The organism is Pseudomonas sp. FSO-7, assembly GCF_059579345.1.
Genome location: NZ_CM184193.1, coordinates 3,788,895 through 3,815,457 on the forward strand (window position 1 = coordinate 3,788,895; position 26,563 = coordinate 3,815,457).

General features: G+C 62.4%; 15 protein-coding genes. 3 read left to right on the top strand and 12 right to left on the bottom strand.

Annotated features, from left to right (window positions below; all coding sequences use genetic code 11):
• Positions 1 to 289: 289 nt before the first annotated feature.
• Positions 290 to 1,768 (bottom strand): hypothetical protein, encoded by a 1,479-nt coding sequence (locus tag AC515T_RS16465; protein WP_496529179.1) that lies wholly within the window; start codon positions 1,766 to 1,768, stop codon positions 290 to 292.
• A 194-nt stretch (positions 1,769 to 1,962) separates the two neighbouring features.
• On the opposite strand from AC515T_RS16465, the gene AC515T_RS16470 reads away from it, so the two are divergent.
• The gene (locus AC515T_RS16470) at positions 1,963 to 4,614 is read left to right on the top strand and encodes an excinuclease ABC subunit UvrA (RefSeq protein ID WP_496529180.1); all 2,652 of its coding nucleotides are present in this window, start codon (positions 1,963 to 1,965) and stop codon (positions 4,612 to 4,614) included.
• A gap of 50 nt (positions 4,615 to 4,664) precedes the next feature.
• Here AC515T_RS16470 and AC515T_RS16475 read toward each other — a convergent pair whose 3' ends face one another.
• From AC515T_RS16475 to AC515T_RS16490, 4 genes are all read right to left on the bottom strand, one after another.
• A complete protein-coding gene (locus tag AC515T_RS16475) occupies positions 4,665 to 5,264 on the bottom strand; it encodes a LysE family translocator (RefSeq protein WP_496529181.1) in 600 nt (199 codons plus the stop codon).
• Between the two features lie 245 nt (positions 5,265 to 5,509).
• Complete coding sequence (gene hemN / locus AC515T_RS16480; protein ID WP_496529182.1) at positions 5,510 to 6,898, bottom strand: oxygen-independent coproporphyrinogen III oxidase; 1,389 nt, start codon at positions 6,896 to 6,898, stop codon at positions 5,510 to 5,512.
• Positions 6,895 to 8,268 carry an oxygen-independent coproporphyrinogen III oxidase gene (locus AC515T_RS16485; RefSeq protein WP_496529183.1) on the bottom strand — a complete coding sequence of 458 codons (1,374 nt, stop codon included), beginning with the start codon at positions 8,266 to 8,268 and terminating at the stop codon, positions 6,895 to 6,897. The genes hemN and AC515T_RS16485 overlap by 4 nt, the downstream gene beginning before the upstream one ends.
• Before the next feature lie 94 nt (positions 8,269 to 8,362).
• On the bottom strand, positions 8,363 to 8,806 hold the full coding sequence (locus AC515T_RS16490) for a CopD family copper resistance protein (protein ID WP_496529184.1): 444 nt from the start codon (positions 8,804 to 8,806) through the stop codon (positions 8,363 to 8,365).
• A gap of 410 nt (positions 8,807 to 9,216) precedes the next feature.
• Between AC515T_RS16490 and AC515T_RS16495 the strand changes: the two genes are divergently transcribed.
• Positions 9,217 to 14,829: a putative Ig domain-containing protein gene (locus AC515T_RS16495; protein WP_496529185.1), complete on the top strand. Its 5,613-nt coding sequence runs from the start codon at positions 9,217 to 9,219 to the stop codon at positions 14,827 to 14,829.
• A 509-nt stretch (positions 14,830 to 15,338) separates the two neighbouring features.
• Here the strand turns inward: AC515T_RS16495 and AC515T_RS16500 are convergent.
• The 4 genes from AC515T_RS16500 to gabP form a co-directional block, all read right to left on the bottom strand.
• The gene (locus AC515T_RS16500) at positions 15,339 to 16,688 is read right to left on the bottom strand and encodes a TolC family outer membrane protein (protein WP_496529186.1); all 1,350 of its coding nucleotides are present in this window, start codon (positions 16,686 to 16,688) and stop codon (positions 15,339 to 15,341) included.
• Positions 16,689 to 16,690: 2 nt separating this feature from the next.
• Positions 16,691 to 18,061 carry an HlyD family type I secretion periplasmic adaptor subunit gene (locus AC515T_RS16505; RefSeq protein WP_496529187.1) on the bottom strand — a complete coding sequence of 457 codons (1,371 nt, stop codon included), beginning with the start codon at positions 18,059 to 18,061 and terminating at the stop codon, positions 16,691 to 16,693.
• Positions 18,054 to 19,775, bottom strand: coding sequence for a type I secretion system permease/ATPase (locus tag AC515T_RS16510; RefSeq protein ID WP_496529188.1), 1,722 nt, complete (start codon positions 19,773 to 19,775; stop codon positions 18,054 to 18,056). Before AC515T_RS16510 ends, AC515T_RS16505 begins: the two co-directional genes overlap by 8 nt.
• A gap of 305 nt (positions 19,776 to 20,080) precedes the next feature.
• A complete protein-coding gene (gabP, locus tag AC515T_RS16515; protein ID WP_496529189.1) occupies positions 20,081 to 21,481 on the bottom strand; it encodes a GABA permease in 1,401 nt (466 codons plus the stop codon).
• 501 nt (positions 21,482 to 21,982) lie between these two features.
• Here gabP and AC515T_RS16520 point away from each other — a divergent pair.
• A complete protein-coding gene (locus AC515T_RS16520; RefSeq protein ID WP_496529190.1) occupies positions 21,983 to 22,594 on the top strand; it encodes a TetR/AcrR family transcriptional regulator in 612 nt (203 codons plus the stop codon).
• Between the two features lie 51 nt (positions 22,595 to 22,645).
• Here the strand turns inward: AC515T_RS16520 and AC515T_RS16525 are convergent, their stop codons facing one another.
• The 3 genes from AC515T_RS16525 to AC515T_RS16535 all read right to left on the bottom strand — a co-directional run bounded on the left by AC515T_RS16525 (position 22,646) and on the right by AC515T_RS16535 (position 26,504).
• Positions 22,646 to 23,749: a polyamine ABC transporter substrate-binding protein gene (locus tag AC515T_RS16525; protein ID WP_496529191.1), complete on the bottom strand. Its 1,104-nt coding sequence runs from the start codon at positions 23,747 to 23,749 to the stop codon at positions 22,646 to 22,648.
• A gap of 39 nt (positions 23,750 to 23,788) precedes the next feature.
• A complete protein-coding gene (locus AC515T_RS16530; RefSeq protein ID WP_496529192.1) occupies positions 23,789 to 25,126 on the bottom strand; it encodes an alginate export family protein in 1,338 nt (445 codons plus the stop codon).
• A 115-nt stretch (positions 25,127 to 25,241) separates the two neighbouring features.
• On the bottom strand, positions 25,242 to 26,504 hold the full coding sequence (locus AC515T_RS16535; protein WP_496529193.1) for a serine hydrolase domain-containing protein: 1,263 nt from the start codon (positions 26,502 to 26,504) through the stop codon (positions 25,242 to 25,244).
• Between the last annotated feature and the right edge of the window lie 59 nt (positions 26,505 to 26,563).

Below are 26,563 nucleotides of genomic sequence, written 5' to 3' on the forward strand. Positions count from 1 at the left end.
TGTACGAAGCCGCGCCGGGCCGACGAATGCTACTTGGGTAGTGGGTGGACGCTTCCATGGGATGAGAAGGTTGATGCGCACAGCGGCGCCACCCGCCTCCACATCGTTGATATGGAATACCTGTGTGGCGAGGGAGCTTGCTCCCGCTGGGGTGCGAAGCGCCCCCCATGAAGCTGACTAGAGCAACCTGACACACCGCGGAGCCTGGCTTTAGGGCTGCTGCGCAGCCCAGCGGGAGCAAGCTCCCTCGCCACAAAAGCAGTTCAGCAGTGTGTCAGGGGCTATCTGTTCAGCGCAAACCATAGGAATAGAGGCGGCCGTCATTACTGTCGTACCAATTGCCGTTGGCCCAGAACACCCGATCCTGCGCCGGTTGAAAACCGAGGATGCCCAGGTAGCCGCCGATGGCGAGGCGCTGCCAGGAGCGGCCCCAATCCTTGGAATAGAACACGGCATTGGCGGAGATGTTCGCGTCCGACCACCCGTAGAGCCAGCGCGGTGGATGGTGGTGGCTGGTGGTGTTGATCAGCAGGGTGTCTTGCCCCATCCAGAAATTGCTACCGCGCACCTGGCTGTCCGATGCCAGGGGGGCAAACACACTGGGCAGGTTACCCAGGGTCGTCCAGATCAGCGCGGCGGTGTCCAGTTCGGCGACAACATCTTGCCCGCGTTCCCCCTGGTCAATCAGCCCCATCACCCGCCCGGCATCGTTCTGTAGCAGCTTGCTCACGAACAGGTTGTCGTCACGCTGCCTATCCACCACCTGCCACTGCCCTGCCTTGGCCTGCAACCGGGCCCGTGTCGTGACGTTGACCGCGATATTGTGGCTGACGCCATCGGGATGGCTGCCCCAGAAGCGTTGGGACACCCAGATGAAGGCCGTCTGTGCGTCCAGTTGCAGGACATTGCTCTTGATTTCCCCGTGCTCGCCTGCGCTCGTGCCCCAGTCAGTGATGTCAGGACGTTTGCCGTGGGCGTATTCGGCGGACACCAGCAGCGACTCGGACGCCATGATCGGCGAGCTGGTCGTCCCCCAATCAGCCGAGTAAAAGACACCGGTGGAAACGGCACTCGGCTGCTCTTCTTGGTTGCCTTCTTCCGCCACGCCAGGCTGGCCCACGGCCCAGACTTCATTCGCGCCGTGGAAATACGGAACCAGGCTCCAGGCCAAGGCATCGGCCTCGGGAAACCAACCCTTGGTCAACCAGGTCCAGTGTTGACCTTGATCGTCGCTGCGAAGGACCACGGTCTGATCGGGCTCCTGGGTATTGGCCGTTTCAGGCCGACGCAGGCCCGTGAGCAGGAACACACGGGTCCCGTCGGGGCTGGCCACCAGACAAGCGGTGCCGCTGACATGGGCCACGAGCTGAAATCGCCCCTGGGCATCCAGGCGGGAAATGAACGAGGTTTCCGTTTCGGCACGGGAGAACAACTGGGCAAAGGTCCCGGGCGTCTCCGATTCTTCAGGCTTGGCGGGCTTGCCATAGACCAGCGCATCCAGGTCCACGACGTCAGCGGACGGCTCAAGCGCCAGGGCCTCTTCCTCCAGGCGCCCCACCAGCCAAGTCCCCTGCGGTGTCACCGTCACGCCCGTGCAATACTGGGTCATCGCCCGCAAGCGGGTATCCTTCACGGTGCCCACTTGCTGCTGATCGGGGCTGGCGCCGCCCCATTCCAGCTTGGCACTGGTGAGCATCCACATGTACCACAGCGCGGCGCCGGCCAGCAGAGCGACAAACAATCCAGGGAGCAGTTTTGAACGAGGCATGGGGAGCTCCGTATCCAGGGAAAAACTGCGAAGCTTTTCTCATCTCTTTTGTCCAGAGTAAATTTTTATCGCACGAGAATGGACGAACCCGGTCGCATAATTATCAACGCTGTGACTCAGGTTCCATTCTCCCCTTGACGCTGCCTCACCTGAAAGCCCCAACGCGTTAAGCAGACGCCCACAAGGAACGCTCCATGCCCGCAAGCTCCGGCCCCGCCTCTTCATTGCCTCAAGCCACCGGTTTCGTCCGGGTGCGCGGCGCCCGCGAACACAACCTCAAGAATGTCGACGTGGACATCCCTCGCGATGCCCTGGTGGTGTTCACCGGCGTGTCAGGCTCCGGCAAGTCATCGCTGGCCTTCTCCACGCTCTATGCCGAAGCCCAGCGGCGCTACTTCGAATCCGTCGCGCCTTATGCGCGACGCCTGATCGACCAGGTGGGCGTACCGGACGTGGACAGCATCGAGGGTCTTCCGCCGGCAGTCGCCTTGCAGCAACAACGCGGCACCCCCAGCGCACGCTCATCGGTGGGCAGCGTCACCACCCTGTCGAGCCTGATTCGCATGCTCTACTCCCGCGCCGGCAGCTACCCGGCCGACCAACCCATGCTCTACGCCGAGGACTTCTCGCCCAACACGCCCCAGGGCGCCTGTCAGGAATGCCACGGTCTGGGGCGGGTCTATGAAGTGACCGAGGCGTCCATGGTGCCGGACCCATCGCTGACCATCCGTGAACGCGCCGTGGCTGCCTGGCCCATGGCCTGGCAAGGTCAGAACCTGCGGGATATCCTGGTGACCCTGGGGTATGACGTCGACATCCCCTGGCGCGACCTGCCGAAAAAGCAGAGGGACTGGATTCTCTTCACTGAAGAAACCCCTACCGTTCCCGTCTACGCCGGACTGACGCCGGCCCAGACCCGCGCCGCCCTCAAGCGCAAGCTCGAACCCAGTTACCAGGGCACGTTCAGCGGCGCCCGGCGCTACCTGCTGCACACCTTCATGCATTCCCAAAGCGCCCAGATGCGCAAACGCGTGGCGCAATACATGCGCGCCAGCCCCTGCCCGCTGTGCGAGGGCAAGCGCCTCAAGCGCCAGGCGCTGACCGTGACCTTTGCCGGCCTGGACATCGCCGAGCTGTCGCACCTGCCACTGCTCGAACTGGCCGAAGTGCTCAAGCAGGTCCTGGCCCCCGACTACCTTGCACAGGCCGAAGAAACGGGAGAAGTCCTCAGCCACCGGCAAACCCGGGCGGCCCGCGAACAACGTGCCGCCAGAGGCGAGAAGCCCCACGCCGGCGGACCCGACGCACGCCACACACCCAACCTCTCTCTGGAGAAACGCCTGGCCGCCCAGCGCATCGCCGCCGAGTTGCTGGAACGGATCGTCACGCTGATCGACCTGGGCCTCGGCTACCTCGCCCTGGAGCGCAGCACGCCGACGCTGTCCTCCGGCGAGCTGCAACGCCTGCGCCTGGCGACCCAACTCAACTCCCAGTTGTTCGGCGTGATCTACGTGCTGGATGAACCCTCCGCCGGCCTGCACCCGGCTGACAGCGAAGCGCTGTTTGGCGCCCTGCAACGCCTCAAGGCAGCGGGCAACTCGGTGTTTGTGGTCGAGCATGACCTCGATACCATGCGCCGCGCCGACTGGCTCATCGACGTAGGCCCGGACGCCGGCGAACAAGGCGGGAAAGTCCTCTACAGCGGTCCGCCGGCAGGCCTGGGCCAAGTGCCTGAATCACGCACCCGCGCCTACCTTTTTGGTGAAAAACACGCCGCGACACACCGCCCGCGAGCGCCCAGGGACTGGCTGCGCCTGGAAGGCATCACCCGCAATAACCTTGACAACCTGAGCGCAGCCTTCCCGTTGGGCTGCTTCACCGCCGTGACCGGCATTTCTGGCTCAGGCAAATCCAGCCTCGTCAGCCAGGCCCTGCTGGATCTGGTCGGCGCCCACCTGGGTCAGGCCAGCCCCAACGCCGAACCCGACGAACAAAGCCTGGAAGACGAACCCGTGCAAACCAGCGCTGGGCGCATTACCGCAGGGCTCGACGCGGTCAAGCGGCTGGTCCAGGTGGACCAGAAGCCCATCGGCCGCACGCCGCGCTCCAACCTCGCCACCTACACCGGATTGTTCGATCATGTGCGCAAACTGTTCGCCGGGACCGAGCAGGCACAGGCGCTGGGGTTCGATGCCGGACGGTTTTCCTTCAACGTCGCCAAGGGACGCTGCGAGACCTGCGAAGGTGAAGGTTTCGTCAGCGTGGAGTTGTTATTCATGCCCAGCGTGTACGCCCCCTGCCCCACCTGCCACGGCGCGCGCTACAACCCGCAGACCCTGGAAGTTCGCTGGCAGGGCCTGGACATTTCCCAGGTGTTGCAACTGACCGTGAACCAGGCACTCGAGGTGTTTGCCGAGCAAGCGGCGGCCCGGCGCTCATTGCAAGTGCTACAGGATATCGGACTGGGCTACCTGCGCCTGGGCCAACCGGCCACGGAGCTGTCCGGCGGCGAAGCCCAGCGGATCAAGCTGGCGACAGAACTGCAGCGCAAGGCTCGTGGCGCAACCTTGTATGTGTTGGACGAGCCGACCAACGGGTTGCATCCCCAGGACGTGGATCGCTTGCTGGTGCAGTTGAATCGCCTGGTGGAAGAAGGTCATACGGTGGTTGTGGTGGAACATGACATGCGGGTGGTGGCGCAGAGTGACTGGGTCATCGATATCGGCCCGGGGGCTGGCACCCAGGGCGGAAACGTGGTGGTTTGCGGGGCTCCGGAGACTGTGGCGAAATGCCGGGAGAGTCGAACGGCAGGGTTCCTGAAAAGGGCTTTGCAGCTTGAAAGTTGAAGGTCCAGCTCCGAATTGTCAGGCGCCCTGGCGTCAATATCGGCCCATATTCAGGCGAAATGCACCTGGGATGCGATATTGAAAAGCATGCTGCAAGCGAACAATCCAATCACCAAAGAGATGGCTCGATTCAAAAATCGTCCAGATACAATCGCGTGAAATTTTCGGCCACAAAAAGCGCCAGCCGCAATCCACACTAGCCCTACCGGAAAAACAATGGCTGAGAATAGCAACATGAATGACAGCCAGTTATCCAGCGACAAGAACGTACCCGCCGGCGCAACGAAGGAAACAAAAAACAACCCTTTTGGATTGGTCAACGTTGCCACAAACAGATCCGGAACGGTAATACCCGTAGCGGCACCAGACGCCTCATTTGTGACCGAGAGCCAAAGCTTGAAGGAAATATGAAACAAAAAGCACACGGCAAAAATCTTGGTGGCAATCACCACCCACGAGTGTTCAGCAATGAGCAGATCAATGAACACCCCCCACATCGTCGTCTGAATAACGTACGCCAACCACTCGGCTGTGACGAAACGCATCGAACGCGCATTGAGCCCTCGACTCACACCGACCTGTAACAACAATGAGTTCGTCGGCCCAGGAACCAACAATACGGCCAACAACGAAAGCGCAACATAATCCATAGAATTTTCCATACCAGAAGCCCGCACGGCGAACGTTCAGGGGCAGGTCAATCCATTACCGTTGCAGCCCCAACGCCGATTACAACGCGCACTTTACACTGCGGCGGCAAGACGATGGTGGTCAAACATTCATCGTCCATCTCCCAGATGCCGGATACAGGATGGTCCTGGCGGGACGAAATCGACCTCTGTGGCGAGGGAGCTTGCTCCCTCGCCACAAGAGCAATGCGCCGTGTCCGTTGGCATCAGACCGTGCGCGAATACTGAACCGTCTGGTCCGCACCCAGGTACGCGTCGAACGCCATGGCCACGTTGCGCATCATCAATTGGCCCTGGGGCAACAGCACCAGCGCGTCGTCGCGAATGTCCAGCAACCCGTCGCGCACCAGCTCCTGGAGCCGGTCCAGGGCATCGGCGAAGTAGTCGCCAAATCGAATGCCGTGGGCGCTGTCGATCCGGTCGAAGTCGATGCGCCCATGGCACATCAGTTCGCTGATGACCTCACGCCGCAGTCGATCGTCGTCGCTCAACCGATAGCCGCGCTGCACCGGCAACAAGCCTTGATCCAGCCGGGCGTAATACTGGGAAAGCTCCTTGACGTTCTGGTTGTAGCTGTCACCCACCTTGCCGATCGACGACACCCCCAGGCCAATCAGGTCGCAATCGGCGTGGGTGGAATAACCCTGGAAATTGCGCTGCAGGGTGCCCTGGGCGCGAGCACGCACCAGTTCGTCATCCGGCAGGGCGAAGTGGTCCATGCCGATGTAGACGTAACCGGCTTCGGTCAGGCGATGGATGGTCAGTTCCAGCAGCTCCAGCTTGCGCTCGGGCGGTGGCATGTCTTCGGGACGGATCATCCGCTGCGCCCGTACCCGTTGCGGCAGGTGGGCGTAGCTGTAGGCCGCGATCCGGTCCGGACGCAGGGCGACGATCTTGCTCAAGGTGACATCGAAACTGGCGATGGTCTGCAACGGCAGGCCATAGATCAGATCGACGCTGACGGACTTGAAGCGCGCCTGGCGCGCGGCCTCCACCAGCTCGACGACCTGGGCCTCGCTTTGCACCCGGTTGACGGCAACCTGCACCTGGGCATCGAAATCCTGGACGCCGAAACTCAGGCGATTGAACCCCAGCTGACGCAGGCCTTGGATCTGTTGCGCATCGATGGTCCGCGGATCGACCTCGATGGAAAACTCATGGGCGTCGCAGTCGTCCATGTCGAACGACTGGTGCAGGCAGTCCATCAGGTCCGCCAGTTGCCCATGGGTCAGGTAAGTCGGCGTGCCTCCGCCCAAATGCAGCTGGGTCAGTTTGCGCGAGCGGTCGAACAAGGCCGCCTGCAGGGCTATTTCCCGCTTGAGGTAGGTCAGGTATTCGGCGGCACGATGGGGCTTGCGGGTGATGATCTTGTTGCACGCACAGTAATAACAGAGGCTCTGGCAGAACGGGATGTGGATGTACACCGACAACGGCTTGGGCAGCGCAGCCGCGTGACTGCGCTGGGCGGCCTGGCGGTATTCGTCCATGGCGAAAGCCTGGTGGAACTGCGGGGCGGTCGGATAGGAGGTGTAGCGCGGTCCCGGGCGGTCGTATTTCTCCACCAGGGCACGATTGAAACCGGAGGCAGTCTTCATGAGGGGTTCAACTTTTCGAAAGCGTGTGGGCTGGCGTCATCCGATACCGGGTCGAACAGGTTGCAGATCGCGTCCACGTTCAAGCGCCCGGCGGGCAGGATGCCGATGAATCGGCTCGACAGTTCGATCAATCCCTGGTCATGCAACGCTTCCAGCAACGGCCAGACGGACGCGAAGTGTTCGCGAAACACCAGGCCGAAACGCGCCTCGATGGTCGGAATATCCAGCTCCAGGTCACAGGACAGCTGTTCCGTCACGCTCGCTCTGATCTGGTCCTGCGCCTCACAGCGCCAGCCACGGCACACCGGCAACTGCCCGGCGTCCAGCTGCCGGCAATAGTGAAGCAGGTCGTCGGTGTTCTGTACGTACAGGTGCTCGATCTGCGTGATGGCCGACAAACCGAAGCCCACGTGATCACAGCAACCGTGACGGGTAAAACCCTGGCAATTGCGATGCAGGCGTCCGTGTTCCTGGGCCACCGCCAGGTCATCGTCCGCCCTGACGAACTGGCCCAGGCCGATGTAGTGATAACCGGCACCGATCAATTGTTCGCAGCAGATGCGCCGCATGGCGTCATTGTCGGCCGGGCTGCAAAAGGTGCCAGCCAGCCCGGCGCTCTTCGAGCGATACCGATAAGGCGCGCGGGCATAGTCGAAAATGTGCAAGCGGTCCGGTTCCAGTTCGATCAGCGTCGCCAGTTTCAGGGCAAAACTGCTGGGCGTCTGCCAGGCGTGGCCGTAGCCCAAATCGATGTTGATGGAGCGAAAACCAAACGTGCGCGCCGCATCGATCAGCGAATGGATCGGGGCCGGATTCTGGTAGCAATCGACCGACAGCTCGCTGTCGACGCCAATGTCGGGCACGCCGATGCTGACATGAGTGAAGCCTTGGTCGCGGATCAGGCCCATGGTCGACCAGTCGGTGTGATGCAGGTCCACCTCGATGCTGTGATCGGCGCCGTCGTACTCGCTGAAGTCGAAGCGCTTGCGCAGATCGCTCATCAGTTTCTGCAAGTGAGCGATCACCGGTGTACCGCCGGTCAGGCAAAACTGCTCGACCCGCCGCCCTGCTCCCAGGTGGCAACCGACCAAGCCCATTTCATACGCCAGACGTTGCAGATAGCCCTCGATCTCGCTGCATCGGCAGTCGCTGGCAAGAGGCGAACACGACGCCAGCCGCAAACGCGAAGGCAGGTGCACCGCCACGGATAGGGGCCGCCGTTTCTGGCGGCTGATGCGCAAGCCTCGCAGCAGGTCGAGGGACCCAATGCCAGCGTGGAATCTACGCGTACCGACCGGACAATCGAAATCAGCCACCACAGGGGCACGTCCCGAGGGGCGTTCACCGAGGGTATGGAACGGGTCGAACATGACAATCTCCGAGTGGCGGTACGGGGGCAGTTTGCGCGCTAACCCGTTAGGCCACCTTGACCTGTATCAAGCGCCCCGCCCCCGCCGCCAGCGCTTACCAGGTGACGTAGAACATGGCCTTGGCCAGCAGCACGATCGCCACCATGTGCAAGAACACGCTGACATGGATGATGTGCACGTAGCGGGCGTTCATGCGCCCGCTGCGAAACAGCCACATGGCCCAGAAGAAATGCCCCAGCACACTGCCCGCCAACAGGATCTTCAGCCCCAGCAGCACACCGAAGGACGACTGCGACGGCGACGACAACGCCGGCCAATAGCGCAGCCAGACCATGCCGCCACCCGCGCCGAACAACACCAGCAGCACCCACGGCATCAACTGCCGGGCGCGCCGGCTGATGCCTTGTTCCAGCAACACCATGACCTTGGCGGGCAGTTGCTTGCGGATGCTTTCCAGGAACAGGACCTCGAAGAACACCGTGCCGATGAACACCAACGCGGCAAACAGATGCAAGGTCAGAAACAGCGGATAACTCATGAGCGTCCTCGGCCGCCCCTTTCAGCGGGGCGATGATCTGGTCGAGGGTATCGCGCGGTCCCTGAAGCGGGGTTGATGCCAATCAAGGAAACCGTATGTCCGCCCCACCACCAAACCCTGTGGGAGTGAGCTTGCTCGCGATAGCGTCGGGTCAGTGGCATCAATGGCGACTGATACACCGCTATCGCGAGCAAGCTCGCTCCCACAAAGGGCGTCGTCAGCGCTAAGAAAGCGTCAACAGAACGTTATTCCAGCCCATCCCCACACAACCGCTGATCAGTTAGTCCGGCTTTTTGACACTTTCCCCGATATGCGGTCACAACTTTTGCGCTCCGCTGGGTCATAACACGAAGGTCGTCGATGGAATGTTGACGTCTACCGAGGTTAAAGCCTGATACGGAGATAAGCTCATGATTTTCAACGTACAAAATTTTGGCGCCAAAGGAGATGGCATCACCGACGACACGGCAGCCATCCAGAGTGCGATTGATGCGGCGGCTGCGGCCGGCGGTGGGCAGGTGTACATGCCCAGCGGCACCTATATCGTTTCCGGTGGTGAGGAACCTTCCGACGGCTGCCTGATGCTCAAGAGCAACGTCTACCTGTACGGCGACGGCATGGGCGACACCACGGTCAAGCTGGCCGATGGCTCCGACACCAAGATCACCGGCATCATCCGCTCGGCCTATGGCGAGGAAACCCACGATTTCGGCGTCAGCAACCTCACCATCGACGGTAACCGCGACAGCACTACCGGCAAGGTCGACGGCTGGTTCAACGGCTATATTCCCGGCGAAGAAGGCTACGACTCCAACGTCACCCTCGACAGCGTCGAGATCAAGGATTGCTCCGGGTACGGTTTCGACCCCCACGAGCAGACCGTCAACATGGTCATCAAGAACAGCGTGTCCCACGGCAACGGCCTGGACGGATTCGTCGCCGACTTCCTCAGCGACAGCACCTTCGAAAACAACATCGCCTACAACAACGACCGTCACGGTTTCAACATCGTCACCAGCACCCACGATTTCACCATGACCAATAACGTCGCCTACGACAACGGTGGCAACGGCATCGTGGTCCAGCGCGGCAGCGAGGACATCCCCTCACCCAGCAACATCACCATCACCGGCGGCGAGGTGTATGGCAACGGCGCCGAAGGCGTGCTGATCAAGCTCTCCAGTGAAGTGACCGTCACGGGCATCGACATCCATGACAACGCCAGCGCCGGGATCCGCATCTACGGCAGCAACCACGTCGAGGTCATCGACAACACCCTCAACAACAACGCCCTGGGCAGTGCCGTACCGGAAATCATCATCCAGTCCTATGACGACACCCTGGGCGTGTCCGGCAAGTACTTCAACGGCAGCGACAACCTCATCCAGGGCAACATCATCAGCGGCAGCGACCTGTCGACCTACGGTGTTGCAGAGCGCAATGAAGACGGCACCGACCGCAACGCCATCATCGCCAACACCATCAGTCACACCAGCAAGGGCGCCACGCTGGTCTATGGCGATGGCAGCTACGTCAGCGCCACGGTGCCGATGACCACCGTGCAAGGCACGGCCGGCAACGACACCCTGCTGGGCAGCGCCGCCAGCGAGATTTTCTATGGCGGCGCGGGCAACGACACCATCAATGGCGCGGCGGGAGGCGACATCCTCGTCGGTGGCGCGGGCCTCGACAAACTCACCGGTGGCACGGGTGCCGATACGTTCCGGTTCGTCGCTCAGTCGGACAGTTACCGCAACGCGACCACCAGCTTCGATGACACCATCACCGACTTCGACGTCACCCAAGACAAGATCGACCTCGCCGGACTCGGCTTCACCGGCCTGGGCAATGGCCGTGGCGGCACCCTGCAAGTCAGCTACAACGCCAGCAGCGACCGCACCTACATCAAGGACTTCGACGCCGACGCCAGCGGCAATCGCTTCGAGCTGATCCTCTCGGGCAACCTCGCCAGTACCCTGACCGCCAGTAACTTCATATTCAATCGCGTGATCACCGGCACCAGCGGCAGTGACTCGCTGCTAGGGAGCGATGCGGCCGACACCTTGCTCGGCCTGGCGGGCAACGACAGCCTCAGTGGCGGCGCCGGCGACGACAAGCTCGACGGCGGTGCCGGGATGGACACCCTCACCGGTGGCACCGGTGCGGACACTTTTGTGTTCGCCAACCGCCTGGACAGCTACCGCAACTACAACACCGGCGGCGCCAACCTGGGCGACCTGATCACCGACTTCAACGTCAGCGCCGACAAGATCGATCTCTCGGCCATGGGTTTCACCGGCCTGGGGGATGGCAAGAACAACACCGTGTACCTGGTGCTCAACAGTGCTGGCACCAAGACCTACATCAAATCCCTGGAAGCCGACGCCAATGGCAACCGCTTCGAAGTAGCGCTGGACGGTAATTACCTCAACACCCTGACCAGCGCCAACTTCGTCTTCGCCACCACGTCGCCGACCAACCAGGCGCCCGTGCTGGCCACACCGCTGGTGGATCAGAACGCCACCGAAAACACCCCGTTCAGCTACGTGGTGCCAGCCACCAGCTTCACCGATCCGGACAACGACAGCCTGAGCTACACCGCCAAGCTCGCCAATGGCAGCGCCCTGCCCAGTTGGCTGATCTTCGATGCCGCCACTCGCACCTTCAGCGGCACGCCTCCCGATACGGCGTCGGGCACCTACTCGATCCAGGTCACGGCGACCGATGGCAGCAACGCCACTGTCAGCGACAGCTTTACCCTCGCCGTGCAGGACGTCCCCGCCGCCATTGTGATCAATGGCACGCCGAACAACGACACGCTGACCGGCACCGCGGCCAATGAGCAACTGTTCGGTGGCGCCGGCAACGACACTCTCAATGGCGGCGCCGGCAACGACATCCTGGTCGGCGGCACCGGGGTCGACAAACTCACCGGTGGCACCGGGGCCGACGTGTTCCGCTACACCTCGAAACTCGACAGCTACCGCACCAGTTCCACCAGCGCCAGTGACCAGATCCTCGACTTCGATGTGGCCGCCGACAAGATCGATGTGTCGGCCCTTGGCTATACCGGCCTGGGCAACGGGCTCAACGGCACCCTGCAGGTCACTTACAGTTCGTCGACCAACCGCACCTACCTCAAGGACCTCACGGTCGACGCCAACGGCAACCGGTTCGAGATCTCGATGGCGGGCAACTTTGTCAGCAGCCTGACGGCCAATCACTTCGTCTTCGCCGACCAGACCAACCCCACCAACGTGGCGCCGGTCGTGGCCACTCCACTCCTGGACCAGAACGCCAGTGAAAGCACGCCATTCAAATACACCGTGGCGAGCAACAGCTTCACCGACGCCAACCAGGACGTGCTGACCTACACCGCAACCCTCGCCAACGGCAATGCCCTGCCCGCCTGGCTGAGTTTCAATGCCACCAGCCTGACCTTCAGCGGCACGCCAACCAGCACCGCGGCGGGCAACTACGACGTCCTGGTCAAGGCCACCGATCCCTCCGGCGCCTCGGTCAGCGACAACTTCACCCTGGTGGTGGCCGATGCGCCCGCCAACACCATTACCGGCACCAACAACGCCGAAACCCTCAACGGCACGACAGGCGCGGACCTGATCCTCGGCCTCGGCGGCAACGACACAATCAAGGCCGGCACCGGCGCGGACATCGTCGATGGCGGCGCCGGACGCGACTCATTGTACGGTGGCGACGGCGCCGACACGTTTCGCTACAACAACCTGTCCGACAGCTACCGCGACTACGACACCGGGGGTGTCACGGCTACCGACACGATTTATGACTTCACCGTCGGCGTCGACAAAATCGACGTCTCGGGGCTGGGCTTTCTCGGCCTCGGCGATGGCAGCAACAGCACGCTGTACATGACCCTGAACGCGGCAGGCGACAAGACCTACGTCAAGTCCGCCGAAGCCGACGCCGATGGCAATCGCTTCGAAATCGCCCTCAACGGCAACTACCTCAACACCCTCACCGCCAACGACTTCGTCTTCGGCGAGCGTGCCCAGCAGGACATTCTCTACCTGCCAACCCTCGGCCAATCCAATGCACGCCTGCTGCGCATGAGCGAGGACGACGACCAATCCGGCACCTCGATGCTGGTCAATGACCTGAACCGCTACACCACCTACGATGTGCGCAGCCAGTTCAACGATGCCGATGGCAACGGCATCGACATCGCGGTCGGCGGCAGCACAGTCAACGGCCTGTCCACGCTCGGCGCCGAGGAACTCAGGCTGTGCTGGTGGCTGACCGACACCAACCAGCCCGGGCCGGCGCTGTTGCGGGCGGTGACGTTGCTACGCGACCAGCGCACCGAACTGCAGTCGATCGATAACGTCACCATGGGCATCATCTGGGGCCAGGGCGAGGAAGCCGCCCAGGAAATCGCCCGCGCCACGGACAAGGCCGCAGCCGCGGCGGCGTACAAGGCCGCGACCCTGAAAGTCTTCGATTATCTGCATGCCCAATTCGGCAATTTCAGTGTGTACCTGATGGAAACCGGTCATTACTCAGAGGACGCGGCTCGGGCCCGGGGTTATTCGGAAGAGAAGGTCGCCGCCATTGTCGAAGGCGTCGGTTATGTCCGCGCCGCCCAGGAAGCCATGGCCGCCGAACGCGCCGACGTCAAGCTGGCGGTGGACTACACCGACCTGCCCTTGCGCTACGAAGTCGATCCACTGGTGTATCCCGATGACGTCTGGCACCTGCATGAAGAATCGGCGGAAATCGTCGGCCAACGCCTGGCGGACTACATCGCCGATGACCTGGGCTTCCAGGGCAACCCCAACGACAATAACAGCGTGCAGGACATCTTCGACGACGCGCAGAACGAAGGTGGAATGATCTCCGGCACCGACCAGGACGACACCCTGGTGGGCAGCTCGGGCAACGACACCCTGGATGGCGACCTCGGCGCCGACACCCTGACCGGTGGCGATGGCAACGACATCTACGTGGTCGACAATGCCTTCGACAGCGTGGTGGAAACCAACACCTCTACCGCGCAGATCGATACGGTGCAGGCCTCGGTCAGTTGGACGCTGGGGGCCAATCTCGAGAACCTGGTGCTCACCGGGGTTTCGGACATCGACGGCACCGGCAATGAACGACGCAACTTCATCACCGGCAATGCCGCCAACAACGTGCTCGACGGCGCCGCGGGGGCCGACAGCATGAGCGGTGGTGACGGCAACGACAGTTACTTTGTCGACAATGCCGACGACAGCGTGATCGAGACCAACAGCAATACGGTGACCGGTGGGGTCGACGGCGTGCACAGCAGCCTGGCGACCTATACCTTGGGCAACAACGTCGAGAACCTGTATGTCGACAGCACCGGCGCCGCCAATGGCATCGGCAACGCCCTGAACAACACATTGTTCGCCGGTGCCGGCAACAATGTCCTGGATGGGCGCGATGGCATTGACACCGCCAGTTTCGAACGCGCCTTGTCCGGTGTAACCGTCAACCTCTCGACGTCTGCGCAGCAAAACACCGTGGGGTCCGGGCTCGATACGTTGAAATTCATCGAGAACCTGAAAGGAAGCGCCTACGCCGACACGTTGTCGGGGAACAGTGCGGCAAACGTCCTCGACGGTGGGGCCGGCAACGATACGTTGGTGGGCGGCTCGGGCGATGACCGCTTGATCGGCGGCGCGGGCACCGACAACCTCAGCGGCGGCACGGGCGCGGACACCTACGTGTTTGGTGCGCTGTCGGACATGGGCGTCGGGGCTTTGCGCGATGTGATCAGCGGTTTCAAGAGCGCGGAGTTCGACAAGTTGGACCTCACCGGCCTGGACGCCAACCCGTTGACCGCCACGGTCGATGCCTTCACGTTCATCGGCAGCAACGCCTTCGACGCCACCAACGCCACCGGCCAGCTGCGCTTCGTCGATGGCATCCTCTCCGGCAGTACCAACGCCGACGCCACCCCCGAGTTCGAATTCGAGCTGGTGGGCGTCAAGGAGCTGCACACCAGCGACTTCACCGCCTGAACCCAAGCCCCCCACAGGGGGCTTGATTCACAGAAAAACCCAATACAACCACAGATCAAAACGGTGGGAGCGAGCTTGCTCGCGATGGCGGCAGCCCATCCACCATGGATGCTGACTGACCCACCGCTTTCGCGAGCAGGCTCGCTCCCACAGGGGGTCGTGCTGTGCCAGGAAAATCGCAGGCAACCACAGATCAAAACGGTGGGAGCGAGCTTGCTCGCGATGGCGGCAGCCCATCCAACATGGATGCTGACTGACCCACCGCTTTCGCGAGCAAGCCCGCTCCCACTGGGGGGGTCGTGCTGTGCCTGAAAAGTTGAAGGCAAGCTCAGGCCTGGACTGCTTTTGTGGCGAGGGAGCTTGCTCCCGCTCGGCTGCGCAGCAGTCGTGAACCGCTGGATTCGGTCTGCCTGACACCACTCATTGCCTGGGTTTGGGGCTGCTTCGCAGCCCAGCGGGAGCCAGCTCCCTCGCCACAGGGTCAGGTGCAAACTTGAACCCTGGGTTGTCTAGAACAGGCTTTGCACCTGCTCCAGCACCGCGCGGTTCATCTGGCCGGTGTGGGTGTGCAAGCTCACATAACTTTGCAGCATGTCGAGCTTGGTATTGAGCAGGTCTCGACGGGCCTGGAACAACCGCTGCTGGGCGTCAAGAATATCCACCGTGGAACGCACACCGCCCTGGAAGCCTTTCTCCGTCGAGGCCAGTGCTCGCTGGTTGGACTCCACCGCCCGCTGCATGGCCTTGCTCTTGGTGAACCCGGCGACGACGCCCAGATAGTCGGCCTCGATATCCTCGGCCAGTTGCTGGCGCTGCACATCGTAGTCGGACTGGGCGCCGGCCAGTTGTGCTTCGGCCTTGGCCACCGAGGCCCGCACCGCACCGCCGCGATACAACGGAATGTCCAATTGCACGCCCACGTAGTAGGTGTCCTGGCGCGGGTCGAGCTCCTGGTATTGACGGGTTTCCCTGCGGGTTAATTGAGTGGTCAGCGACAGGGTCGGATAATGCCCGGCGCGCTGACTGTCGGCCTGGGCCTCGGCGACCTTCACCGCCGCCAGCCGGGCGGCCAGCTCGGGGCTGGCCTGGCGGGCAATCGCCGTCCAGTACGGCAAGTCCTGCTCCGGCGGGATCGGGCTACCGGCGGCCAGTTCTTCGCGCATTGGCAGGATGTCGTCGATGGGCACGCTGGCCCGCCCGGACAACGCCCGCAATGCCGCCACACGGCGCGCCTGGGCTTCAGCCTCCTGGGCTTGCACCAGGTCGAGTCGCGCCTGGGCCTCATCGATATCGGTGATCGCGCCCTGGCCGCCCTCGTACAGTTTTTTGCTCTGGATGACCAAGCCTTGGATGGCCGCCTTTTGCTGCTGGATCAGCTTGATCTCGTTCTCGGCTCGGGCAACGTCGAAATACCCTTTTGCCACCCGGTCATACAAGGTCTGACCAGCCACGTCGAACACCTGGGTGCCCAGTTGCCCGCGCGCCTTACCTTCCTGGTACGCCGCCCAGCGGGCCTTGTCGTAGAGCGGCTGTTGCGCCGCCAGGGTGATGTTGTTCGCCTGGTAATCGTTGCTGTTGACGTAAGTGCTGTCGTCGCCGCCGTCGGTACGTCCGCCATAGCCGTAGCGCGAGCTCAGCGACACTTGCGGGTAGAGGCCACCACGACCAATGTCTTCTTCATGCCGCGAAGCTTCAAAAGCGTGGGCCGCCGATTGCACCGTCGGATCATTGAGGCGCGAGGCATCGTAGGCGGCGGTGAGGCTCAGGCCAGCCTCGGCGGCCCACAGCGGATTGAGCACCGCCCAACCGGTATACAGGCCCAGCAACACACGCCAACGGTAGCGGCAACGGTCGACCATGCTCATTCCTCCTTGAAGGCTGCCAGCAAGCGTTCACGCAAAGGCTTCATCAGGTAATTCATCAAGGTGCGCTCGCCCGTCACCACCGTGACATCGGCGAGCATGCCGGGGCGCACCAGCAGGCCGGCGCTCTGCAACGCGACCACGGTGTCGGCGGGAATCTCGACCTTGGCGGAGAAGTACGGTTGGTGCGTCTGTTCATTGATCAACTGGTCCGCCGACACCGTCGTCACGGTGCCGGTGACCGTCGGTGTATCCACCCGCTGCAACGCGGTGAAATGCACGTGCACCGGCAGGCCCGGGCGCAGTTTGTTGGCCATCAGCGGCTCGAAGCGGGCGGTGATCGCCATCGGCGCATCCAGCGGCACCACCTGCATCAGGGTCTGGCCGGCCTGCGCGACGCCGCCGACCGTATGAATGCTCACGTCCATGACCTGCCCGGCCACTGGCGCGCGGATCGCACCGTTGTCGACTTCAAACTGCAAGGCCCGAATCTGATCGGCATAACCGGCCGCCTCGGCCGAAACTTCACTGAGCTGGGTTTCGGCATCGCGGCGAAACTCCTGCTGCGCCTGCAAGGCCTTGAGCCGGCTTTCGTTGATCGCCTGGCGGGTCCTGCCGACATCGCCCACCCCAGAAGCGATCTGCCCCGCCAACTGAGCCGCGTTGCGCTCGGCCTCGAACAGTTTGTTGCGCGGAACGTAGCCTTCTCGAGCCAGGTCACGCAGGCCTTCGAGCTCCTGCTGCTGGAAGCGCATCTGCGCGTCGTAGTTGCGCTTGACGCCTTCGTAGCCAAGTAGCTGTTGCTGTAACGCCGCGGCTTCGTGCTCGATGATCTGCAAGCGGCTGCTCAATTCCGCCCGGCGAGTGATGAACAATTGGCTCTGCAAGGCCATGGCCGCCTTGACTCGCGGCTCGTCGGCGCGGGCCAGCAATTCGGTGGGCCATTGGATCTCGGCGCTGCCCAAGCGCTCGGCAATCAAGCGCGCCTCGATGCTGCGATCATTGAGCAGCTTGCCCAGGGTCACGTCCAATTGCGACTGCGCCTGCACCGTGTTGAGTTGCACGAGCAATTGCCCCTGGGTGACGCGGTCGCCATCGCTGACCAGCAGCTTCTCCACCACCCCGCCGACCAACGACTGCACCGCCTTGCGCTCCCCCGCCACCACCACGGTGCCGCTGCCCACCACCCCCTGGTCGAGTGGCGCCAGGCAGGCCCAGAGCAGGAAACCACCCAGCGTCAGGACCAGGAAACCCACGCCATAACGCGCCGCGTTCCCGGCGTCGGTCCTGGCGCTGGGCAGCGTCGTGGTGCTGCGCACGCTCAGCCCCTGCTCGCTGTAGGTGTGTGCCTCGGGGGTCAGATCACGCATCTTTGCCAGCCTCCCTGACCGCGGCCGGTCGCGGCCCCGGCATCAATGCCTTGAGCACCCGGTCCCGAGGGCCGAACGCTTGTTGAGTACCGTCCTTGAGCACCAGGATGTGATCGACCACCGCCAGCACACTGGGCCGGTGAGTGATCAACACGACGGTGCTGCCGGCCGCCTTGAGCGCGCTGATCGCCTGGACCAGCGCCAGCTCGCCGGCGTCATCGAGATTGGAGTTGGGCTCATCGAGCACGATCAGCGACGGTCGGCCGTAGAGCGCGCGCGCCAAGCCCAGGCGTTGTTTCTGCCCACCGGACAAGCCAAGCCCGCCAGGGCCCAGCGGCGTGTCGTAGCCCTTGGGAAACCTCAGGATCATTTCGTGGATACCGGCTTGCCGTCCGGCGGCGATGATTTTGTCGGCGTCCTGCTCACCGAAACGGGCGATGTTGTCGGCGACCGTGCCGTCGAACAACTCGATGTCCTGGGGCAAGTAGCCGAGGTACGGTCCCAGGGCATCGTGGGACCACTGGCTGATTTCGGCATCGTCCAGGCGCACCGACCCGCCCATGGCCGGCCAGACCCCGACCAGGGCTCGGGCCAACGTCGATTTGCCACTGGCACTGGGCCCGACCACGGCCAGCACGTCGCCCTTGGCGAGGCTGAAATTGATCCCGCGCAGGATCGGCTGCGAAGCCCCCGGAGGGCCGACATACAACTGTTCCAGGCGCACCGCGCCGGTGGGCGGTGGCAACGGCATGCGCAGGCGCTCGCGCGGGTGCTGGGCCAGCAATTGGCTCAGGCGTTGGTAGCTCTGGCGCCCGGCATTGAATTGCTTCCACGAGCCGATGGCGATTTCCACGGGTGCCAGGGCTCGCCCCAGCAACAGCGACATCGCAATCATCATGCCCGCCGACAGTTGGCCTTCGAGCACCAGCAGGGCCCCCAGCCCCAAGGCCAGGGACTGCCCGGAGATCCTCACAAAACGCGTCGCCGCGGTGATGCGCGCGCCGCGGTCGCTGGCATGGGCCTGGGCGGCAATGATGCGTTGCTGCAACAGGCTCCAGCGCTGGCGCAACGGCCCGAGCATGCCCAGGGCCTGGATGACTTCAGCGTTGTGCAGCGTGCTGTTGACATAGATCGACGACTGCACCCCCAAGCGATTGGCTTCGCCCAGGCGCGTGCGCGTCGCCAGTTCGCCCCACAGCGCCAAGCCGATCAGCACCAGGGCGAGCACCAGCGTCAGCACGCCGAACCAGGGATGAAAGATGAACGCCACCAGCAGGAAGATCGGCAGCCAGGGTGCGTCGAGCAACGCGATCAAACCCTGTCCGGTGATCAACTGGCGCAGCGTCGCCAGGTCGCTGAGCACCTGCGCCGGGTTGGCGTTGTGCTCGCGCAGGCTGCGGGCGAAGGCGGCGTCGAAAACCCGCTCGCCCAGGGCATCGTCCAGCCCCGCGCTCATGCGAATCATCACCTCGCCCCGCACCCATTCGATCAGGGCACTGAACATGAACAGTCCCAGGGCCATCAAGGTGAGCATGAACAAGGTGGTTTCGTTGCGGCTGGTCAGGACCCGGTCGTAGACCTGCATCATGTACAGCGACGGCACCAGCACCAGCAGATTGATCACGCCACTGAACAGCGCCAGGGCCCAGAACACCCGGCGGTAGCTCAATAAGGCAGCATCGATGTCATGACGCGGATCGAGTAGAAACCCCATGGAAAATAGCCTGCAAGAGAAATTGTCGGTCTAGGACGCAATCCGTCGCGAGGCTCTTTTTCCCGAGGAGGCTCGAGAAAAACTATTCAGCCGATGTGCCGATACCAGGGACGATCCTCATCCCTACAGGCGCCAATTACTGACAACGCGGCCGCGGGTTAGTGCCGCTTCGCAAGGCTGGGTTTGCAAGTGGGTGACAGGCGGAAGAGCCGCGCTTCAAGACGGAGGTTTTTGCGCCTTGAATGGGCTTGAAAAGCGGTTTTGTTGACGCCAGTAACGTGGCGTCAACAGGGGAAAACGAGGGGTTAGCCGAGCGAGGCGACGCTCTCAGGCTGGGGCGAATGCCGCGATGTCGCCAGGCCGATAAAGGAAATGATCAGCGCCAGGCCCAGGGTGGTACTGACCTCGCTGCGGTGCTCGGGCGTGATCATCATGACCGCCAGCGCCGCCGAGATGAACACGATGACCAACCAGGTCAGCCAGGGGAACAGCCACATGCGAAAAGGCAGCTCGATATTCTGCCGTTGCAACATCCGGCGCATGCGCAGTTGCGAGATGGCGATCACCAGGTACACCAGCAAGGCGATGGCGCCGGAGCTGGCGAGCAGGAACTGGAACAGGCCGGCGGGCATGAAGTAGCTGAACAAGGTGACACCCGCGCCCAGCACGGTACTGGCAATCACTGCGGACCTTGGAACGCCGGCCGAGGACGTCACCTTCACCGCCTTTGGCGCATCGCCGCGGCGGCCCAGGGAGTACAGCATCCGCGAGGCGATGTAGATCGAGGAGTTCATGCAACTGGCCACGGCAATCAGCACCACCACATCCACCAGGAATTTGGCGTGGGGAATGTTCATCAGTTCCAGGGCCCGCTGGTAGGAACCGACTGAAGCCAGGAGCGGATCGTTCCAGGGCACCACGGAAATGACCACGAAGATCGACAGCAGGTAGAACACACCGATACGCCAGATCACCGAACGGGTGGCCTTGGCAATGTTCTGCGCGGGGTTATCGGATTCGGCGGCCGCGATCGTCACCGCCTCCGTACCGATGAAGCTGAACATGATGGTGATGAACGCGCCCATCACCGCCGACAGGCCGTTGGGGGCGAACCCGCCATGCTCCTCCATCAAACGACTCAGGCCGCTGGCCTCGCGCTCGGGAATCCAGCCCATCAGCACCGCGAACCCCAGGGAGATGAAGCCAATGATCGCCACGACCTTGGCCATGGCGAACCAGAATTCGAACTCGCCGTACTTCGACACGCTGAACAGGTTCGTGACGGCCAGCAGAACGATCGACACCGAGGCGAACAGCCAGGCATCGACGGCGGGAAACCATTGGTTGAGGACATGACCGGCGGCCAACGCTTCGATGGGAATCACCAGCACCCAGAACCACCAGTAGAGCCAACCGATGGTGAAGCCTGCCCAGCGCCCGATGGACTGATCGGCATAGGTAGAAAAGGAGCCAGTGTCCGGATTGGCGACGGCCATCTCGCCCAGCATGCGCATGACCAGGACCACCAACAGCCCGGAAAACAGATAGGCCAGCATGACGGCCGGGCCAGCGGCGGCAATGGCATGGCCCGATCCCACGAACAGACCCGCACCGATGATTCCGGCAATGGACAGCATGGTGACGTGACGAGGCTTGAAGCCCTGTGCCAGATGGCCGTTCGAATCCTTGAAGCTGGGGCTGGTCATTTTTTTATTCTCTTGTGATCGAACATTGAGACGCGCGCAGGGACCGTCGGTGTCGCTGGTTTTCCCGCCCCTCCTGGAAGCGGCACCGCTTGGTTGTGTAGATCCACCTTGAGCGAACGTGCGCACTTGCGGTGAAAAGTCGCGCCACGTTACCTGCCTTCCCTCTCGAGTTAGTTACCTGAACGCGCCATCTCTATGCCTGATTTCGCCATGTGGGGCATGGCGTTTTGCCTCTTGCCAGGTGTCTGGACCGTGGCATTCAGCCAAGTCCGTGTGGGGCAACATCGAAATAAACCCTTTAAAAACTTTACTGGGTTAAGTATTTTGCAGACCTATACCCGGCCTGTTGCCAACCAACAATCCTGTGGGAGCGAGCTTGCTCGCGATGGCGGTGTTTCAGTCGACTTCAATGCAACTGATCCACCGCTATCGCGAGCAAGCTCGCTCCCACAGGGTTGCTGCGCCAAGGCACTTAACCTCTTCTTCCGACAAGGACCTCCCGTGAGCGGACTGCGTGAACGTCAAAAAGCCGAACGTCGGCAAGCCATCAGCAAAGCGGCAGTCGAACTGTTCGAGCGCCAGGGTTTCCAGAACACCACCATCGAACAAATCGCCAGCCAGGCCGGCGTATCGGCGCCCACGGTGTTCAAGTACTTCGGCAACAAACAGGAGATCATCCTGGAAATCCTCCACGACGCCGACCAGCGCGCGCTCACGGACACCCGCAGCCAGATGCCTGAAATCGAAGACCCGGTCGAAGCGCTGTGTTATCTGGAGCGGCTGTTGACCGGTTACGCACTGGAGGTCATGCACCCGAGCCTGTGGCGCGAGTTGCTGCCGCTGATCCTGTTTGGTGGCGACAACGGGCTGCCGGAAGGGTATCGCGCCATGAACGATGCACTCAGGGCGGAAATCAGTGGGCTGATCAGGGAATTGCAACAGGCCGGCAAACTGCGCGCCGACCTGGACGTCGACCTCGCCGCGTTCCTGTTGAACGACTATTCGCACTTGCAGTTGTTCAGGCTGGTCAACCAGGAACAACCGGACATCGAGGCACACTCCACCCAGGTCCGGCGGATAACCGAATTGCTCTTCCAAGGCATGCGCGCCTGAGGACATCACCCACCGATACGGACCCGGCGCCGCAACGCCGGGTCATACCGATCAGCGATGGGTCTTGATGCCGGTCCAGGTGCGGGTGCGGATCCGCTCCACGGCGGCTGGCACCGGCTCCAAGGCGAACAGGGTCTTGCGCACCTCGTCCGGCACATACATGGCGGGGTTGTTGCGAATGTCGGCATTGACCAACGCCGTGGCGTCCTTGTTCGGGTTGGGGTAACCGATCTTGTTGCTGATCCGCGCAATGACATCCGGACGCAAGATGTAGTTGATGAACGCGTAGGCCTCCTTGGTATGAGGGGCGTTGGTGGGCACCATCATGACGTCCGACCACATCGGCGCACCTTCCTTGGGCAGCGCCATCTCCACCTTGACTCCCTTCCCTGCGTCTTCGGCCAGTCGCTTGGCCAGGGCCACCCCACCGGACCAACCCACCCCGACGCAGATCTCGCCGTTGGCCAGGTCCATGCCATAGCGCGACGAATTGAAGTAGGTGATATAGGGGCGAACCTTGAGCATGGCCGCCTGCGCCTTTGCGTAGTCCTCACGTTTCTGGCTGTTGGGGTCCAGCCCTTCGTAGTGCAAGGCAATGGGCACGATCTCGTTGGCGGCGTCCAGCAGACCGACGCCACAACTGGCCAGCTTGGCCATGTTTTCTTCCTTGAAGAGGATGTCCCAAGTGTTCATTTGCACATCGGCCCCCAACACCTGGCGCACCTTGTCGACGTTGTAGCCGATCAGGGTCGTGCCCCACAGGTACGGCGCTGCATAGCGGTTGCCCGGATCACCCACCGCCTCCAGGGACTTCATGAACTCGGGGTCCAGATGCTGCCAGTTCGGTAACTGGCTGCGGTCCAGGGGCTGGACGGTGCCGGCGGCAATCAGGTGACTGACGTTGGAACTGCTCGGGTAGACCACGTCATACCCGGAATTGCCGGTCAGCAGCTTGGACTCCAATGTCTCGACACTGTCGAAGACATCGTAGATGGGACGGATGCCGGTTTCCTCCTCGAAACGCTTGAGGATTTCAGGCGGCAGGTACTCGATCCAGTTGTAGATTCGCACCGTCCGCTCTTCGGCCAGGCTCGCGCCACTGACCAGCATCGAAACGACAGCGCCCAGCAAGGTGTTGCGCAAAAACATGTTCATGATCAAACACTCCAGCGCGGCCGCGAAGGCTCGCGGCACTTAATAGCGGTAGGTGAAGTAGAGTTCCAGCGCGCTGAATTTCCGGTCGTCGCCGAAGACCTGCTTGGCCGCTGCCATGGGCTTGACCCAGTTATACGAGAGCGAGGTGGACAACGACTTCGAGGGTGCCCAATCCAGGAAGACGACACTCTCGTCGGCAAACCGTTTGTCGCTGACGGCGGTGCCCATGTAGTTTTTTTCGTCGAGCCAGAACTGGTAGTGGATCGCACCGAGGGTGAGGGTTTCGTTGAGGTGGGTCTTGAGTGAGAACTGCTGGACGTTTTCGTTGCTGTTGAACATCAGGTAGTTGCCGACGACATCGCCGACCAGCCAGGTGCTCCAGTCGACGAAGCCCTTGCTCAACGGATCCCAGGCTTTCTGTCGGTTGTCCGTGAGATTGTCATCGCCGGAGAAACTCGCATAGCGATAGCCGAGCACCGGAGTCAGCGGCAGCGTGCTGAAGGTGTAATCCACCTGGCCGTACCAGGCCTTGGCATCGTACTCCACGCCCTCACCGCTGCCTCGCTCCAGGGCATATTCGGCATTGAGGTTCAGGCCCGGGATAGCCGGGAGCTTGGCGTTCAAGGCCCTGACGTTGTACACCAGCATGCCATCGCGACGACGCGGCAACGTGCTGCCCTTGGGGCCCATGGCCTTGACCTTCAACGCGGTGGCGCCCAGCGTCACCTGGTCGTCGAGGTTGTAGTCCAGGTTCACGCCGCTCATGCGAAAGTCACCCAGGTCGCTGTCGGTCCCCAGGCTGAAGCCCTGGACCTTCAACGCGCCATGGTCCCAGGCGACCACCGCCGAATCCTTGAAGGCGGTGCGTGGGGCGAGCCAATAGGCGCCATCGTTCAATTGGTCGAGGTTGCCATCCATCACGATGAAGCCGTTACCGATCATGTAATTCTGGCGACCACCCGTGACCGTCCACTCCCCGGCCCGGAAACCGCCATAGAATTCTTCGGTCGACACCTTGCCGTCGGAACTGCGGGTGAAGCCACCGGCATCGCCATCACCGAAGGTGGTCGCCCCCACCAGGGAGCCGCCGGCCAGCAGGCTGAAATTCGGCTGTACGGCGTATTCCAACTTGACGCCCGGCTTGACGTAGAACTCCTGCCAGTCGATTTTCGTGCCGCCATTCTTGCCGCTGCGCATGTCCACCATGCCGCCGCCAAAATTGACGTTGCGGGTGGACACGGCTGCGCCACCGGCCGTTAAGTTGACCTCGCCCTTGAGGTTGCCCTCGTCGAAGGTGTAGCCCGCCCAGGCAACCTGGGCGGTCAAGGGTAACCCGAGCACGAGGAACGTTCGGGACAAACGCATCATGGAAACCATATGGAGCTCCTGTTGATTATTGTTGTTACAGGGCAGTGAATGGCGGCGCAAATCCGCGCCAACACCTGGCCGGGCCAGGTGAGCGGAACGAAATTCTTGTGTTTATCGGATGAAGTCAGGGCGTCAGTTGCGCCGCGATGGCACGCAGCATGCGCACGCTGTCGCCGTCGAAAGGACTGACGGCTTCGCCCAGGGACGACTGCTTGACGATCACCACGCCGGAAGGCTTGTCGATGAACAGGTATTGGCCATGGATGCCACCGGCCATGAGCGCCTGGCTGTGGTCGTTGAAGACATACCATTGGCTGCGGTAGGACGCGCCTGGGGTCCAGCTCGAGAAGTCGGCGCATGCGGCATAGATCGCCGGGTCGGCCCCGGCGGCGATACCGGCGAGTGCCTCGGCCGAGAGCAGTTGTCGCCCCTCCTGGCGACCATCGTTGGCCAGCAGGCGGCCAAAGCGCGCCATGTCACGCAGGGTCGCGCTGAACCCGGCACCGGCCACGCTGCGGCCCCAGGGATCCGCCAGGAAGTAGCCGTCACGCTCACAGCCCAACGAGCTCCAGACCGCCTGCAGCAACTGATGGCAAGCCTTGCCTGACGCCCGTTCCATGACCCAGGCCAACGCCTCGGTGGTGGCCGTCACGTAATGGAAAAAGCCGCCATGACTGCCGCGCTTCTTCAGTGACGGCAAATACTGGTACAGGGATTCGAACGTCGTGTACTGCGCCGGTGCCGGCTGGAAACCGCAGGCGTAGCCGTATTGGGAACTCTCTGAATCCGGATCCTCATAGACCTCGCTGTAATCGACGGCCACGGCCATGTCGAACAGCTGGCGCACGGTCGCGTCGCCAAACGCGCTGCCCGTCAGTTCCGGTACGTAATGGGCGGCGGTCAACGTAGGGTCCAGCAGGCCTTCGCAGACCAGTTGCTCGCCCAGGGCACCGATCAGCGATTTGGTCACCGAAAACATGATGTGCCGGTCCTGGGGACGCTGGCCGTTGAAGTAGCGCTCAAACAGTACGGTGTCGCCCTTGAGGACCAGGAACGCATCGGTCTGGCTGGCGATCAGGTGATCGATCACGCTGATGCTCAAGCCACACTCGCTGTCGAAGTGCAGCGCATCCAGCGGCTGGAGCGCCTGTTTGAATGCACTGACCGGCCCGGTGCCGGCCTGCACGTCGATGGAGGGGCGCAAGCGCGCCAGGTTGCGGAAGCCCCATTGGTTGAAGGGTGGGCTCATCCAGTTATGCCAGGTGACACGGTGGTGGGGTTCGGCGGGAAAGCCTTGCATGAGCGAAGGCGCCAGGCGCGCGTCAGAGGGCGATTCGTGAGTCTCGACGTAAAGACTGGCCAGTGAAGGCACGGTGTTCTGATTCATTGGGTTGCCCCTGCGAAATGACTCTGCGTGAAAGCAGATGCAGGGGAATAATTACCCGA

Excerpts from the sequence above, each read along its gene's own strand:
- AC515T_RS16465 (WP_496529179.1), bottom strand. The coding sequence starts at position 1,768 with ATGCCTCGTTCAAAACTGCTCCCTGGATTGTTTGTCGCTCTGCTGGCC.
- AC515T_RS16470 (WP_496529180.1), top strand. The coding sequence starts at position 1,963 with ATGCCCGCAAGCTCCGGCCCCGCCTCTTCATTGCCTCAAGCCACCGGT.
- AC515T_RS16475 (WP_496529181.1), bottom strand. The coding sequence starts at position 5,264 with ATGGATTATGTTGCGCTTTCGTTGTTGGCCGTATTGTTGGTTCCTGGG.
- hemN (WP_496529182.1), bottom strand. The coding sequence starts at position 6,898 with ATGAAGACTGCCTCCGGTTTCAATCGTGCCCTGGTGGAGAAATACGAC.
- AC515T_RS16485 (WP_496529183.1), bottom strand. The coding sequence starts at position 8,268 with ATGTTCGACCCGTTCCATACCCTCGGTGAACGCCCCTCGGGACGTGCC.
- AC515T_RS16490 (WP_496529184.1), bottom strand. The coding sequence starts at position 8,806 with ATGAGTTATCCGCTGTTTCTGACCTTGCATCTGTTTGCCGCGTTGGTG.
- AC515T_RS16495 (WP_496529185.1), top strand. The coding sequence starts at position 9,217 with ATGATTTTCAACGTACAAAATTTTGGCGCCAAAGGAGATGGCATCACC.
- AC515T_RS16500 (WP_496529186.1), bottom strand. The coding sequence starts at position 16,688 with ATGGTCGACCGTTGCCGCTACCGTTGGCGTGTGTTGCTGGGCCTGTAT.
- AC515T_RS16505 (WP_496529187.1), bottom strand. The coding sequence starts at position 18,061 with ATGCGTGATCTGACCCCCGAGGCACACACCTACAGCGAGCAGGGGCTG.
- AC515T_RS16510 (WP_496529188.1), bottom strand. The coding sequence starts at position 19,775 with ATGGGGTTTCTACTCGATCCGCGTCATGACATCGATGCTGCCTTATTG.
- gabP (WP_496529189.1), bottom strand. The coding sequence starts at position 21,481 with ATGACCAGCCCCAGCTTCAAGGATTCGAACGGCCATCTGGCACAGGGC.
- AC515T_RS16525 (WP_496529191.1), bottom strand. The coding sequence starts at position 23,749 with ATGAACATGTTTTTGCGCAACACCTTGCTGGGCGCTGTCGTTTCGATG.
- AC515T_RS16530 (WP_496529192.1), bottom strand. The coding sequence starts at position 25,126 with ATGGTTTCCATGATGCGTTTGTCCCGAACGTTCCTCGTGCTCGGGTTA.
- AC515T_RS16535 (WP_496529193.1), bottom strand. The coding sequence starts at position 26,504 with ATGAATCAGAACACCGTGCCTTCACTGGCCAGTCTTTACGTCGAGACT.